The following is a 15649-nucleotide window of genomic DNA, read 5'->3' on the forward strand; positions in this document are numbered from 1 at the left end:
TCTAGCCCCTAATTACTAAAACATCAAATTGAGAAACTGCACGCCCCAAAATGGCCAAGTTACCCACATTCCTAATACGCCAACACCTAAAAGCACAGTGAAAGCATAAAATTGGGTTTGTCCAGAGGTACTATATTTCAATCCCTCACCAGTTAATAGTGAGAACAAACCCACAAAATTGACGATGCCATCAACGACAAAACGATCCAACATATCGGCAAATTTGGAAATTTGAGCGACGCTGAAAATAATCGTCATCCGATAAAGCTTGGGAGTGTAGAAATCGTAGGCGAATAAATCTTGTAAAGGTTTCCAAGGTAGGCGAACTGGTTTAGGAATGTTACCTAAATAAATCACGCCACTAATACCACAACCAAAAATTGTTGACCAAATTAACAACAGTGCAACATCTTTATTTAAGGTTGCCCAAGATGGTAATAATGATAAGCTTTGCAACACTAATGGCAGATGTAACACAAAACCTAGTAAAATCACCATCGGAAAAGACATTGGCCAATGTACTTCAGGCGATCGCTCGCTCATCTGTTGAGGTTTACCAGCAAAAATCAAACCGAATTCTCTGGTTAAACTCACAGCAGTTAAAGCATTCACAGCTATCACCACGCCAACCAATACAGGTTGAGTTCCCCAAAGTCCATCAATTAATTTCATCAACGCCCAAAAGCCGCCTAGAGGTGGAAAACCAACTAATCCTAAAGTTCCCACAATAAATGCGATCGCAGATATTGGACGACGCGACCATAATCCACCCAACTGTGTAACATTTTGGGTAATGCTATTCCAGATAATGCCGCCAGTACTCATCACCAAGAGTGCGGCTGATACAGCATTAGCCAGTACTAATAACAGTGCGGCTTCATCTTGTCTTGTACCTACCGCGATAAACACCAAACCCATGTAAGCGCTGACAGAGTAAGATTGACAGCGTTTAATGTCAATTTGCGCGATCGCAATTAAAGAAGCACCAACGGCTGTAACTGCACCAATTGCTACCAAAGCCGAGGAAACGAAAGGTGATAAAGTTAATACCGGTTGCAGTTTAATTAGTACCCAAGCACCACTGGCTACTACCACCGAGTTCCGCAAAATCGTACTGGGAACTGGCCCTTCCATCGCCTCATCTAACCACAAATGCAGGGGGAATTGAGCGCATTTACCCATTGGCCCCGCAATTAAGGCTAAACCTACCAAAGTGATAACAGTGGGGTCAACATTGGCAGTTGCTGCCCATTCAGATAATTCTGAATAATTCCAAGTCCCCGCTAAAGGCCATAACCCCAGTACACCCATCAGCAAAAATAAGTCGCCTACCCGTTTGGTGAGGAAAGCATCTCTAGCACCAGTTACCACCAACGGCTGACTAAACCACAACCCAACTAGCAAATAAGTTCCTAAAGTCAGAACTTCGAGAATTACATAACTGAAGAACAGGTTATTACACAAAGCTAGGGCACATAATCCCGCTTCAAACAGTCCTAATAGAGAATAGAACCGTCCCCAACCCCAATCCATCTCCATGTAACCAATGGCGAAAATTTGCGCTAAGAAATTTAAGCCAGTGATTACAGTCAATGCGCCTACAGTAATTGAAGAAATTTCCAAAGCAATGGTAAGATTTAAACCTGCTGTAGACAGCCAAGGTATAAATACTTCGATTGCTGGTTGATTCCAAATGGCGATAAATGCGATCGCGCTATGCAAAAACGCTAGAGATGTCATTACCAAATTGACATAACCAGCCGGTCTTGGGCCAGTGCGGCGAATGATCCCTGGTGACCAAGGAACCGCTAACAGCCCACCTATTAAAGCATATAACGGAACTAGCCACACAGTCTCCACAAGAAACTGAGCCATGAACTTACCTCTATAACATCCAGCACAACTCTGGGGTTAGAAATCAAATAGCTTTGATCCCTGCCAACCCAGCCATCATCAATAATTCGATTTTATTTTTGCTTAATTTTGTTAGAAATAGCTTACCTTTATCTATGACAAAAAGGAAATACTTCAAATAAATAAATCATCGATAGTTCCTCTAATTAATTCTTATATTAGGGCTTTATTTGATTCACAAATCATAACTATTGATATTTATCTATAGATGATTCCCGGAAGCTATCAATAGATATCATTGATTATTTCAATTGACAAAAATGACAAGAGACGCAGTTAATTGCGTCTCGAGCGATGTTTATATCTTTAGGAAGATGAAATGAGTAAATTTTTAGTACCAACTAGTAGCCACAATTGCTGGTGGTTGGTTGATTTGGCTAATGGGGGCGGGTTTCATGTCGCGGTAGTCGAGGATTTGGACTATGATGAGATATGCGATCGCTAAAATAATCGATATCGCACCTGTAATAATGGCAATTATTTTTGAGCGTTCCATTAGGCTTTCCTGTAAGTGAATTTTTCTCCTGTGCCGATAGCATTCTCTATTGCATAGAATACAAACCATTCGTAGGGGCATGGCACTGCCATGCCCGATTGTGTATTGCATTTACATGAGAATCGCTATATATCCACATTGCCACAGTCGCTCACTTACTGATATATATTACTGCGATGAGCGATTTGAGAAAAGAATGGCATAGATGGTAGGGGTACTGGCACTGCCATGCCCCGAAGCGCGTACCTCATTTACCTGAAATATGCTGTATACAAATATTTTGGCGTACCCGATGAGCCTCAGGGCACGGCATTGCCGATGCCCCTACCTGCGTACTTCATTTTCGCTTGTCATGGGGTATTTTTGAAATTGGCAGTCCTTAGAATCGCAATGTTGCGCTTCTAAGCCTCAACGATGAACCTTTTACCCTCAACGTTGCACCTTTTATCCTCAACGATGAGCCTTTTATCCTCAGCGATGAGCTTTTTATCCTCAATGATGAGCCTTTTATCCTCAACGATGAGCCTTTTATCCTCGAAGTTGCACCTTTTATCCCCGAAATTGCGGCTTTGAGCCAGAATCATGAAGAATATCTCACCATTGCTGAATATACAGGCTTAAGCGTGTAGTAAAATTTGCTCATATTCGCGCAGTGGAACATGGGGTTAGACTTTTCCGGGCAAAATCTCCGAGGACGCAACTTCAAAGGACAAGACCTTGCGGGTGCTAACTTTAGCTATGCCGACATCCGAGGGGCAAATTTCACCAATGCTAATTTAACAGGTGCAAACTTCAGCCATGCTAAAGCGGGACTGCAACGCCGTTGGGCAATTTTTTTAGTTCTAATTTCCTGGTTATTGTCAGGGGTGTCTGGATTTTTCTGGGCTTTTGACACTTACTTGGTGTCATTTATATCTAGTGATACAACAGAAACCCGGATAGCGGGCTGGGTTGCTTTAATTGTATTGATTGTCTTTTTCTTTGTAATAATTCGCCAAGGAATATCAGCTGCTGTAGGAACCGTCGCCTCCGCCGTCGCCTCCGCCGTCGCCTTAGCCGTCCCCTTAACCGTCACCTTAGCCGGAACCGGAGACTTCGCCGGATATATCGCCGTCATCGTAGCCATCACCGTCGCCGGATCTGGAGCCGTCGCGGGAGCCTTAGCCGTCGCGGGAGCCTTAGCCGTCGCCTTCGCCTTCGCCTTAGCCGGAGCCTTAGCCGTCGCGGGAGTCGTCGCTGTCGCGGGAGCCTTAGCCGTCGCGGGAGCCTTAGCCGGAGTCTTCGCCTTCGCCTTCGCCGTCGCCGGAGCCGTCGCCGGATCTGTACTTAGTATCTACATCGCTTGGCGAGCAATGAAAGGAGACCAAAAGTATTCCTTAATTCGTAATACCGCGATCGCCTTTGCAGCCACAGGAGGGACAAGTTTTCGTGGTGCTACTTTAACTCAGGCTGATTTCACCAAAGCCACGCTCAAAAGTACAGATTTCCGCAATACTATCCTCACTAATACCCGTTGGTATCAAGCCAAAATGCTTGACCGCGTTCGCCCAGGCTCAACTTACCTGCAACACCCACAAGTCCGAGAATTGCTAATTACAGGACAAGGACAAGACAAAAACTTTGACCGTCAAATCCTGCGAGGTATCAACTTACAATCAGCCAACTTAGCAGATGCTAGCTTTATCAGTGCTGACCTCAGTGAAGCTAATTTGCAAGATGCGGATTTATCCAGAGCAAAACTCAAGCAAACCCAACTAGACGCAACCGATTTCACAGGTGCAACTCTCACAGGTGTATTCATTGAAGATTGGGGAATTACCAGCGAAACTAAATTGCATGGCGTGAGGTGTGAGTATGTCTTCATGCGCTTACCCACCAAAGAAAACCCCGACCCCCTCCGCAAACCTGATAATAAGCAAGAAGTCTTCCAAGACGGCGACTTTGGCGACTTTATCAAGCCAATTTTTGACACTCTCGACCTTTACCACAATCAAAGCGTAGACCCCCGCGCTATTGCAATTGCATTCAAAAACCTGGCAGAAAATCACCCAGAAGCTGAGTTAGAAATCGTCGCAATGGAGAAACGCGGCGATGATAACTTGTTACTCAGAGCCAAAACCGCACCAGGAAGTGATAAATCTCAACTGAGTGCCGAATATTTTGATGACTATAATCAACTCAAGGCTTTATCCCACAGTCAGCAATTATTACTTATAGAAAAAGATAGTCGCATTCTGAGTTTAGAAAATATGCTCACAACTGCGCTTCAGCAGCCAAAATTTTATATACAAGGAGATAACAAAGTGTCTGATAACAGTAGTAGCATCAATATTCAAGGAAGTACAAATGTTAGCGGAATTGCTGGCGGTGGTTCCGTCGCCAACCTGGGAACCATTAGCGGTAATGTGAATATTGCCCTCAATCAGTTACCTGATTCCCCCGAAACAGATAAACCGGGAATCAAGGAATTGTTGACGCAATTACAAGAATCAATTTCTCAGTCAACAGAGTTATCAGATGACGATAAAGCTGAGGCGTTGGAACAGGTGCAAAGTTTAGCTGAGGCGGCGAAAACTCCCCAAGAGAATGCAAGTAAGAAGACTGCAAAGACTGCAATCACCATGTTGAAGGGAATATTTACAGGTTTACCTGCTGTCGCTTCGCTGGTGGAAGCGGGGAATCAATTATTGCCGTTAATTGCTAAGTTATTCGGTTTGGGATGAGGGAAGTAAGGCAGAAGGGAAGCATTTATTTTTCCGTCCTGTAAATCCTCTGCGTTCTCTGCGTCCTCTGCGGTTCAAAAATCATCCTATTTAACCACAGAGGCGCAGAGGTCACAGAGATAAGAGATAAGTAGCTCAACCTAAAAAAACATAAAATGTAGGGTGTGTTATGCCGTAGGCTAACGCACCGCTCCAGCAGATATCATAAATGGTGCGTTGCGCTGTGCGACAACACACCCTACAGTCTACGAAGACACAAATGTGAATTTAAGTATTAGCATAGCGATCGCACTTGCTGAAGTGGGCATCTAGCTATGAAATTTATTCAAAATCTCTTGAATAGTCGATTCTGGAGTTTGGCGATTAAGGAATTTCGCCAAATCTTACGGAGTCGAGAGACTTTAGTTTTATTAATCATCCCTCCCACAGTGCAAATGCTACTTTATGGCTTTGCACTCAATCCTGATGTCCATTATCTCAAGTTAGGCGTGGTCGATTATGCCAATACCTATGAAAGCCGAGAATTAGTTTCTGTCTTAACAGTTAATAAGGTATTTACTTTAGAAAAATATCTATTTAGTCCCCAAGATTTAGGTGAAGAGGTACGCCAAGGTAAAATCACAGCCGGTTTAATCATCCCCCCAGACTTTAAACGCAATTTAGCGGAAGATAAATCGGGTGAGGTACAGATTTTAATTGATGCAGTCGATGCAAATACGGCGGGAATTGCTCAAGGTTATCTCAATCAGATGATTAATCAATTTAGCCGCCGTCTCTCCTCTAATCAAGCCCCGCCGTTAATTAATCCGCAGACGACTTTCCTATATAATCCAGGATTACGCAGCAGTTGGTTTTTCATCCCTGGCGTTTTAGGCTTAGTTTTAACGCTGATTAGTTCTTTGGTTTCTTCTGTCACAGTTGTTCGCGAAAAGGATACTGGAACTCTCGAACAATTATTAATGACTCCCGCAGAAGCTTGGGAAATTTTACTGGCGAAAATTGTGCCTTTATTTATATTGTTAATGGGCGATGTAATTTTGGCTTTAAGTATCGGCAGATTAGTATTTAGCGTCCCTTTTCGCGGGAATGCGCTACTATTTTTAAGTTTATCAGGACTGTATTTATTTGTTGGTATCGGTATTGGGATTATGCTGGCGACAATTTGCCGTACTCAACAGCAAGTTGTACTGACATCGTTTTTTATCAATTTACCGTTGATTCAACTTTCTGGCGCTATCTCACCGATTGAAAGTATGCCGGAATTTTTTAAGTATTTGTCTCTACTAGACCCGCTACGCCATTATATCGAGATTGTGCGGGGAATTTTGCTTAAAGGTGTGGGTTTAGAGGTACTTTGGTGGAATGCGATCGCACTTTTGATCTTTGCTACCTTACTCTTATCTATCAGTATCAACCAATTCCGCCGTCAATTGAGTTAATAGTGACAAAATTAAGTCATAATCGCCCCACCCATTAATCTCTCATAGCGATACTTCAATTCTTCCTTCATCAAAATCCAACGTTCTAACGTAGCATCCATCTCAATAACTTTCTCTGCTGCTTGACGGGCTAACAGCAAAACTTCCTCATCTTCCACCAAACTTGCTAAGGTAAAATCCGGCACACCAGATTGTCGAGTTCCCAACACTTCCCCAGGGCCGCGAAAACGCATATCCATTTCTGAGATGAAAAAGCCATCTTGGGATTGTTCCATTACTTTCAATCTTTGTTGCGCGTCGGGACTTCGAGAACTACTCATTAATAAACAATAGGACTGCGCCGCACCCCTTCCCACCCGTCCGCGAAGTTGGTGCAGTTGTGATAAACCAAATCTTTCCGCGTTTTCAATGAGCATTACTGTAGCATTGGGTACGTCTACACCGACTTCTACAACGGTAGTAGATACTAAAATTTGGGTTTTGTTATCGCGGAATTTGGTAATTGCTTCGTCTTTCTCGGCGGAAGTCATGCGCCCATGTAGCAAACCGACTTGAAACTCTGGAAACACGCTTTCCTGTAGCTTTTGATGTTCCTCAACTGCTGAACGTAAATCTAGCTTTTCTGATTCTTCCACCAAAGGTAAAATTACATATACCTGTCTTCCTTGGACAATTTCTCGCCGCATCAAGTCGTAAGCATGGCTGCGCTGTTGACCTGTGAGCATGGTAGTTTGTATTTTTTGTCTACCTGGTGGTAACTCATCAATTTGACTCACGTTCATATCCCCATGTATGGTTAATGCCAATGTCCGGGGAATGGGGGTGGCTGTCATAGTTAATACATGGGGTTGCTCGCCTTTTTGCTGCAAACGCGCCCGTTGTTGCACCCCAAAGCGATGCTGTTCGTCAATCACTGCTAAACCTAATTGGCGAAAGTTTACGGGGTCTTGAATTAAGGCGTGAGTGCCAACTAATAAAGGTAATTCTCCCGTTTCTAGTTGGGAATGAATTTGTCGCCGTTTAACTGTTTTTGTGGAGCCAGTCAGTAATTCTACTGGTAAATGCAGCAAGTTAAACCAACTGACTAACTTGCGGTAATGCTGTTCTGCTAAAACTTCCGTGGGAGCCATCAAGGCGGCTTGGTAACCTGATTGAATCGCCGCTAAAATAGCTACCACAGCTACCACAGTTTTCCCCGAACCCACATCGCCTTGCACCAAGCGATTCATGGGTGTAGTTTCTTGTAAGTCCTTGAGAATATCATTAATGACTCGCTGCTGCGCGCCAGTGAGTTTAAATGGCAGTATTTCGTAGAATTTTTCTAATAATTGCCCTTTGGGAGCGAGAATAGCACTGGTTTGGACTTGCCTTGCTTGATATTGTCGTTGTAGTAAACTCAATTGCAAGTAGAAAAATTCATCAAAAACTAGACGACGACGGGCGACTTGCAAGCGATCGCTATCTGGGGGAAAGTGAATATTAGCGATCGCATCTTTCAATTCCATCAACCCATACTTTTCCCTCAACCCACTAGGTAAGGGATCTTTGAGATTCGCCGCCGCAGGTAAAGCCGATATTACCGCCTGTCGCACCATATTCGCCGCGATACCCTCAGTTAAGGCGTAAATTGGCACGATTCGACCGATAGTCAAAGAATCAATCGCATCGCCGGGATTTGCTAATACTTCTAATTCTGGGTTATCCAGCGTCAAGCCATATCTACTTTCCTTCACCAAACCGCAAGCTGCAAGCACAGCACCCACCGGATAGCGGCGTTTTAAACTTTCTTGCCAACCGCGACTAGTAAAGCGCGTACCCGCCGAAAAGCGACTCACTTTGATTTGTCCGGTGTTATCCTTCAGTACCAGTTCTAAAATCGATAATTTCTGATTTTTCGGACTAGTAAAACAGTTGCAGCGCTTAACTGTAGCAACTATCGTCACCGTCTCACCCGCCTGTAACTCGCGGATATTTACCTGACGCGCATAGTCAATATGGTCGCGGGGGTAATAGTAAAGTAAGTCACGCACAGTATACAAACCCAGACGCGCCAAATTGTCAGCTTTTCTAATGCCAATTTCGGGTAAATCGCTGAGTTTTTGGTCAATTTTTGGCGCAAGTCTCCGACTCACTTCTGCCACAATCGGCGTTGTGGCAATTTGATTTTTTGATTGATAATTTCTTGCTTGTGACTCCGCTACCCCATTTTTTTCTGGCGGCTTGCCATCATCCTGCTGTAATTGATACAGATACCTGCGAGTTTCCGCAACTAAATGCTGCCTTTCTTCCAAACCCAAATCGGGATATTTCGCAAATTGCACAGCTAATTCTTGCCAGCGACGGCGTTCAATTGCGGGTAAACCAATGGGGAATTTACCCAGAGTCAAACTGAGAAATTCACTAAAGCGATATTGCCTACCCATCAAATCTGTAAAACCGCTTTCTGCTTCTACAGCCAAGGCTTTTTGCAATCTAATCCAATCTGGTTTGTCAGTAGTCATTAGTCAGTTGTCAGTTGTCAGTTGTTAGTTGTCAGTTGTTAGTTGTCAATGGACTGTGGACTATTGACTGTGGACTATTGACTAATCATCATCCCAAATCGCCCGCCATGCGGCTTCGGCTTCGGCAATGGTGCGTTCGCGATGCTTTCTTTGATAGTCTTGTCCTAGTTTGTTTAACTGCAGCAGGGTGTTGCGTATCTGTTTGCGTGCTGAAGAAAGTTTCGGATCGGCAAATTCAATTTCTCCTAAACGGAGGTTTATCGCCATAACTTTTGTCAGGTTTGGTTCTTCTGCATCCTGCTCATTTTCAATTTCAATTACTACGTTTAATAAATTAGGTGGCCCCGGCATAACTTCGGCTGATGCTTCTGATGCCGCCGCCGCTACTTCTAAAATTGGTTCTGGTATCTTTCTGGGTAAAAGATTGACTTGTTGTAACACAGCATTAGCATCATAAGAGAGTTTTTTAATTATGTGGTGTGTTAACTTTTCTACACTCTGTTGCCATGCTACTAGTTCCATCGGGTTAGAAGAATCAGTGATTTTTAAAACAGAAAGTTGGGATTTTGAATGAATTTCAGCCTCTTCATCCTCAGTATCTTCTTCGTCCTCTATATCTTCTAATTCCTCAGTATCTTCTTCATCCTCTATATCTTCTACTTCTGCTTCTTCATTCTCGCTGACTGGATGCTGCGCTTCTTGGCTACTAGTAATAGTCAGTAAATTTTCGGCTGCTTGTTTACCCATCTTGCGGATGGACTGTTGCAAATGGTGCCGTTGATTTAATGACAAACTCAGGAATTTTTCGGGATATCCTTGAGTACACAGGTGGTAAGTTGCCAGAATTAACTGCTGGCGCAAGGCTTGACCTAAAAGGGTGAAATAAATAGCGTAAGCTTTTTGTAGTTCTGCTGCGATCGCATTTATCGCTTCTTTCAGCGATGCAATATCCCGATCAATTCTCTCGATTGCTCTAGCCATATCTTTTCTTAATTGACCACCTAAACCCAATATGGTACAAATGTACGAATATATTTTAAAATAAACATCCCAAGGATTGAATATTTTCCTGAGAAGTATAGCAAATACCCCAGAAATAGCAGTTTAAAATTGGGCATTGGGCATTGGGCATTGGGCATTGGGCATTGGGCATCCCCAGCACAGAAAAATAAAAGGCAAAAGGATGAATTTCGTGATTACGCTTCCATCCCTTTACCTTTTTATGTACCTGATGCTTATTTAATGTTATCCTTTGCGTCCCTCACTGCAGCAAAGAAAAATAATCCTGTCAGAGGAATGCTTAATATGAGGATAATTGTTGTGGTTGTGACACCAAAATCTGGTTGTCCGTAACTGAGTTCAAAAATCGAACCTACAGCCGCGATCGCACTTACACAAGATCCAGCCAAAAATAAACCGCTTTTCGGAGTTAAATACACTACTACACACCCTATGCTACAGGTTTCACCGCTTGATACGAGAAGCCATTTTTAGATAGTTCCTGTGCCAAAGTCAAGGAATTATCTACGCGATCTACAAAAACCACGCCATTGAGGTGATCCATTTCGTGCTGAATACAGCGTGCGAGTAAGTCTTTAGCTTTTAATGTTTGAGGACGCCCATATTCATCTTTATAGGAAACTTCCACTGTTTCTGGGCGCTTAACATCCAGATAAACGTTGGGAATGCTCAAACAACCTTCTTGAGCAACGCAGATTTCTTTGCTTACCTGTTTAATTGTTGGGTTAATCAATACCAGGGGTGGGTTAGCTGGGTTATCTGGTTCCAAATCGATGACAATTAATTGTTTATGAACTCCCACTTGGGGTGCAGCCAAACCAATCCCATCTTTGCTGTACATGGTTTGCAGCATTTCGCGTACCAACTGACGCAGTTCATCATCTATTTTAGTGATGCGCTTTGCTGGTTGACGAAGAACGCGATCGCCTAAATAGTGAAGTTGCAAAGGAGGATTTTTTAACTTTTTTTTCTCGACAGCAATTTCAGAGGGCATGATTCCTTATGGGCTAGATTGTGAAAATTCCTACTAGTCTAATTCTATCAATCAGCTAGAGACTAGTGGCTAGAGATTAGGGACTAGGGGCTAGGGAAGATAAAAAATGATGATTAATTCCTTGACAAATGACAAATGACAAATGACAAATGACAAATAATTATTGACCAAAAATTTTGTGTGGAAATTTCTAACTAAATTTGACTATCTGCTCAAAGAGACTTTCCTCGGCTTGCTGCGCGGCGGTTGGATGAATTGGGCTGCTGTGAGTACTGTTACAGTCTTACTATTTTTATTTGGCATGAGTTTACAAACTTCCTGGCAATTAGAACAACTACTTTATCAGTTTGGCAGCCAATTGGAAGTATCAGTTTATCTTGATTCTGGTGTATCATCTGTCACGCTTGAACCACTAATCACAGATATGCCAGAGGTGGTAGACACGAAAACCATTACCAAAGAGCAAGCTTGGAGTAACTTAGTTAGCGAACTGAGAATTTCTGATATTGAAGGCGCTAATGAACAATTAGGAGGAAATCCTCTAGTTGATGAAATCAAGGTGAAAGCACGTAATTCTCAAGCTGTGCCCAATTTAGCAACGCAGCTAGCTAAGTTACCGGGAGTAAGTACAGTCCAGTATGTTGATGAAGTAGTGCAACGGGTAGCCCAGTTACATAAAGGTTTGAACTGGATTAGCTTGACAATTACGATTATTCTTACCTTAACTGCGATCGCTGTCACCAGCATCACAATCCGCCTGATAGTTATGGCGCGTCGGCAAGAAATTGAAATTATGCAATTAGTTGGCGCAACTAGTGCGTGGATTTATTTACCATTTATTTTTCAAGGTATAACATTTGGCTTGATTGGGGGCGCGATCGCTTGGTCTTTTATTAGCGTAACTCAACAGTTTATTAACAACCTCCTAGCCAACCAACCGGAGTTTATTCAATTTATTAGCAAGGGTTTACAACTCACACCCATACAAATTTTACAATTACCCTTGATTCTCTTAAGCTTTGGTGCAACTGTAGGATTAATGGGCAGTTTATTTGCTGTTCGCCGTTTTGCAAAAAGTTAGTCAAGAGTCAATGGTCAATAGTCAATGGTCAATAGTCCACAGTCAATTGTACAGACGCGATTAATCGTGTCTCTGACAAAGGATAAATAATTATGACATCTCAATGGGAAAGATTACTGCTAAATCTCGGTGCGTGGGAAGGTTCATTTATTCGCTTCTCTCCTCAAGGTGAACTGATAGCAGATGTCAAAAGTGTTGTTTCCTTGGAAGGGTTAAACAATAATCAAACAGTCCGCCAGATTGTCCGCCGTCAAGGACAAGAAGATTTAGTTCTAGAATATAGTTCCTTGGGCAAGAGTACTCTGTTTTTGGAAAATGGAGCATTTTCTCAAGGTTCCATCCAACTTGCACCATTTAGCGAATTTGGTGCAGAATTAGGTTTAATTCATGAAAATCGCCGTTTGCGACTAGTTCAGTTATTTGATAAAAACGGTCAACTTAGTCAACTTACCTTGATACCAGAACATTTAGCTGGTACTGAAACCACACCCAGCCCAACTGTACAGGTAAATGATTTATTAGGAGAATGGCGAGGTGAAGCAATAACTAGCTATACAGATTTGCGATCGCCTACAACTACCCGTACAACTTTAAAATTAGAATTAGATGCAGCTGGGCGATTTGTCCAAAGTTTGTCTTTTGGGCAACATACAATTACCTCCAGCGCTACCATTAAAGGATCGATAATTCATTTCGATCAAGATCCACAAAAACAAATGCAGGTATTACTTTTATCTCATGGTGCTTCTGCTACTTCTCCATTAAAAGTAAATTTACGTCAAAGTTTTATTTTAGAAGCTGGTTGGTTAATCAAGCCTAATCTTCGCCAAAGAATGATTCGCAGTTATAGCGATAAAGGTGAATGGGTTAGTCTTACCTTGATTACAGAGGAAAAAGTCTAAGAACAAAATACTGTTGACACAAAAAGCGCAATAAAAAAGCGATCTTCTCAAACAGAGTTACGCGATCGCTTTATTATGGGAGTTGATTAAATTGAATTTGAGAAAGATAAGTGTATCCTCAACAGGAAGAAGCTTCAACTAATTTTTTAAATTTCATGTAAGCTTCTGGTGCCGTAAGAGAAAGAGCAGTCTTTTCATCAGGTAGAAAGAATTCTGGGCTATCCGAGTAATAATGAACGCTAAAAGAAGGAATCAGCCCCAATTTTACAGCCTTTTTACCTAATTCTTCTGCTTGCTCTGCCAGACTAATTGGATCGTGAAACAAGTAGTTACTCATAAAATTAACAACCCTTAAGTTCTCTCGGTCAAATTTGACTTAACTAGGAGATAAGGGCGTTTTTTCACTGCTGCTCATCTCCATCAACCATGTTATAAGCAAAGAATTTGAGGAACTTGTGAGGAATCCTACGAATTTGATTAATAAATCTTATACAAGTAATTTCCCATAACCAGCTTTAAAACTTAGCCGAACGCTTACAGACAGATATTTTTCCCGTTTCCATCCGCAGATAGTGCGGTAATCACAGCCATAGTCAATGGTGAATTTGGTTGCTAAACTTTAATTTACCCATATAAGCATAATTGCTTGTTTGGTAAACCTATCTTCAAGATGTTGGCTGACAAAGGTAGAATCAATGGATGAACAGGTGCAAGTGATTAGAGTTGCCTGGTGCAGTCTGATGGATTTGCCCCAATCACAAGATTGGCCGCTCCAGTTTGAATGGATTAGAGTTGATGCTCTAGCCTTATCGGCAAAAGGTTTTGACATTCTTGTACTTGACATCAAAAGTTTTCACAACTTAGAGCAAGTCAAATATCTTTACAGCACCATAGGTTTACCAACAGTAATTTTGGTAGACACAGTTGAGCAAGAATCTGCTGTGCTTGATTGGTTACAACCAGGAGATGAAACCTGTCACCGTCAAGCAGTCGATCGGCAAATAGGTTTGCGTTTACAGCGTAGTTTTTGGCATAATCAGCAAAGGCATTCCTTACATCTTGATAAACTGACAATTAATACAAACTTATGCCAAATTTGGACTGTGTTGATTGCTTTGTTTTTGCTATGGAGACTTGGGATATGGAGATTGACCTCACTTACCCCAAATCACTCCATGAAGATGGGACTAAACGATGAAAACAAAACGAGAATCGGTTGAGAGGCTTGTTGAGTTTAAACCTTCGTTTTTAAGGACTGCAATCAATTCTGTTCCGGAATTGGTAAAGATACCGACAGATGCTTTACCTTTAGACACAGATGATGGAACAGGCCTCAAAGAGTAGTTGCTAGCTGTTCCCTTCAGATGAATCCGATCCTGAGCTTTAAAGTTGAGAATCTTGGCATAGTCATTAAAGCCACCAAAGCTGTAAAAGACTGAGGTGCTATTTCCCAGAATATAGGTGTCTGCACCGTCACCACCGTTGAGTTCGTCGATTTGATTTGCGCTACCTGTACCACTTCCCCAACCAATGAGCATATCCTTACCGTCGCCGCCTTGGAGGTCATCATTACCAAGTCCACCAATAAGTGTGTCGTGATTATCACCACCTATAAGTTTGTCATTACCACCCTGACCATCAAGGTAATCATTGCCTTCCGCACCGCCAAGAAACTCATTAGCACTGGTACCAATAACGCGATCGCTTCCTGCTCTGGCATTAACCTTATCCTTATTAATACCGCTAAGTTGACTCACATAAATGATGTCATTGCCCGCAGTCGCATTATTATTAGCAACGATCAAGTCAAAGGCGTTACTAATGCTACTACGTCCATCATGGGCTGTGACATTCATCGTAAAAATACCAGGGTTGGAAGTAGAGCCTGATATTATACCAGTGTTGGCATTAATGCTAAATCCTCTGGGTAATCCTGTAACACTGTAAGTAAGAACATCTCCTTGGTCAATATCAGTAAAGTTGGTACTGATATTGAACGAGAAAGATTGGTTAACTGAGATGATTTGATCCTCAATGGCTGGAGTTAGCAGAATTGGGGCATCATTAACGCCTGTAATAGTGAAATTGACCGAAGCCGTCGATGTTGCTCCTTGAAAATCTACAATTGTGTAACTGAAGCTATCTGTAGCAGTTTGTCCCACACTCAGGAAATCGAATCCTGTAGCGCTGTAGCTGAGGCTTTGAGTACTAGAGTTAAATAATACAGTTCCCTTTGTTCCTGTAGTGGTGACGCTGAGAATATTCTTCGTGTCTCCTGTATCGACATCAGTATCGTTGCTAAATAAGCTGTTATACAGGTTAGTCGTCGTGCTGTCTTCGTTAATGTTGAAGGAGTCAGCAACGGCATAAGGCGCGTCATTAAAGCCTGTCAGGTTAATAGTCAGGGTTTGATTGGCTGTAGCATCATTGTCATCGCTGACTTGTAATGTGAAGCTTTCAACCGCATTGGTTTTCAGCGCTTCAATCGCCGCATCATCAGGAGTAAAGGTGTACGCGCCTGTGGTTTTGTTCAGGCTTAAGGTACCGTAATTCCCAACTTTGGTAATTGTTGTAGCGTT

The 15649-nt window shown here is 42.4% G+C and carries 14 protein-coding genes; 5 read left to right on the forward strand and 9 right to left on the reverse strand.

Features of this window, described 5'->3' with window-relative positions:
- Positions 1-15: 15 nt before the first annotated feature.
- From AACW45_RS21200 to AACW45_RS21210, 3 genes are all read right to left on the reverse strand, one after another.
- On the reverse strand, positions 16-1875 hold the full coding sequence (locus AACW45_RS21200) for an NAD(P)H-quinone oxidoreductase subunit F (RefSeq protein ID WP_190634515.1): 1860 nt from the start codon (positions 1873-1875) through the stop codon (positions 16-18).
- Between the two features lie 370 nt (positions 1876-2245).
- Positions 2246-2410, reverse strand: a complete 165-nt coding sequence (locus AACW45_RS21205; RefSeq protein WP_190634517.1) for a hypothetical protein — start codon at positions 2408-2410, stop codon at positions 2246-2248.
- A 401-nt stretch (positions 2411-2811) separates the two neighbouring features.
- The gene (locus AACW45_RS21210; protein WP_190634519.1) at positions 2812-2994 is read right to left on the reverse strand and encodes a hypothetical protein; all 183 of its coding nucleotides are present in this window, start codon (positions 2992-2994) and stop codon (positions 2812-2814) included.
- Positions 2995-3069: 75 nt separating this feature from the next.
- Here AACW45_RS21210 and AACW45_RS21215 point away from each other — a divergent pair, with 75 nt between their 5' ends.
- Complete coding sequence (locus AACW45_RS21215; protein WP_190634541.1) at positions 3070-5133, forward strand: pentapeptide repeat-containing protein; 2064 nt, start codon at positions 3070-3072, stop codon at positions 5131-5133.
- Between the two features lie 314 nt (positions 5134-5447).
- Positions 5448-6572: an ABC transporter permease gene (locus tag AACW45_RS21220; RefSeq protein ID WP_190634521.1), complete on the forward strand. Its 1125-nt coding sequence runs from the start codon at positions 5448-5450 to the stop codon at positions 6570-6572.
- Positions 6573-6583: 11 nt separating this feature from the next.
- Here the strand turns inward: AACW45_RS21220 and recG are convergent, their stop codons facing one another.
- The 4 genes from recG to def all read right to left on the reverse strand — a co-directional run bounded on the left by recG (position 6584) and on the right by def (position 11087).
- The gene (gene recG, locus AACW45_RS21225) at positions 6584-9073 is read right to left on the reverse strand and encodes an ATP-dependent DNA helicase RecG (RefSeq protein ID WP_190634522.1); all 2490 of its coding nucleotides are present in this window, start codon (positions 9071-9073) and stop codon (positions 6584-6586) included.
- Positions 9074-9154: 81 nt separating this feature from the next.
- Positions 9155-10054: a hypothetical protein gene (locus AACW45_RS21230; protein ID WP_190634524.1), complete on the reverse strand. Its 900-nt coding sequence runs from the start codon at positions 10052-10054 to the stop codon at positions 9155-9157.
- A 254-nt stretch (positions 10055-10308) separates the two neighbouring features.
- A complete protein-coding gene (locus tag AACW45_RS21235) occupies positions 10309-10512 on the reverse strand; it encodes a hypothetical protein (protein WP_190542775.1) in 204 nt (67 codons plus the stop codon).
- 11 nt (positions 10513-10523) lie between these two features.
- Complete coding sequence (gene def, locus AACW45_RS21240) at positions 10524-11087, reverse strand: peptide deformylase (RefSeq protein ID WP_096642091.1); 564 nt, start codon at positions 11085-11087, stop codon at positions 10524-10526.
- A gap of 178 nt (positions 11088-11265) precedes the next feature.
- On the opposite strand from def, the gene AACW45_RS21245 reads away from it, so the two are divergent.
- The gene (locus AACW45_RS21245) at positions 11266-12168 is read left to right on the forward strand and encodes a permease-like cell division protein FtsX (RefSeq protein ID WP_190634543.1); all 903 of its coding nucleotides are present in this window, start codon (positions 11266-11268) and stop codon (positions 12166-12168) included.
- Positions 12169-12260: 92 nt separating this feature from the next.
- Positions 12261-13070: a DUF3598 family protein gene (locus AACW45_RS21250; protein ID WP_190634525.1), complete on the forward strand. Its 810-nt coding sequence runs from the start codon at positions 12261-12263 to the stop codon at positions 13068-13070.
- 118 nt (positions 13071-13188) lie between these two features.
- Here the strand turns inward: AACW45_RS21250 and AACW45_RS21255 are convergent, their stop codons facing one another.
- Positions 13189-13407, reverse strand: a complete 219-nt coding sequence (locus AACW45_RS21255; protein ID WP_190634527.1) for a hypothetical protein — start codon at positions 13405-13407, stop codon at positions 13189-13191.
- A 358-nt stretch (positions 13408-13765) separates the two neighbouring features.
- Here AACW45_RS21255 and AACW45_RS21260 point away from each other — a divergent pair, with 358 nt between their 5' ends.
- Positions 13766-14290, forward strand: a complete 525-nt coding sequence (locus AACW45_RS21260; RefSeq protein ID WP_190634528.1) for a hypothetical protein — start codon at positions 13766-13768, stop codon at positions 14288-14290.
- Here the strand turns inward: AACW45_RS21260 and AACW45_RS21265 are convergent.
- Positions 14258-15649: Ig-like domain-containing protein (locus AACW45_RS21265; RefSeq protein ID WP_190634530.1), on the reverse strand; the 1392-nt coding region annotated here is incomplete at its 5' end. The two genes, AACW45_RS21260 and AACW45_RS21265, sit on opposite strands and share 33 nt — an antisense overlap.

It is taken from the genome of Calothrix sp. FACHB-168 (assembly GCF_963889195.1).
Lineage (GTDB): Bacteria > Cyanobacteriota > Cyanobacteriia > Cyanobacteriales > Nostocaceae > Aulosira > Aulosira anomala_A.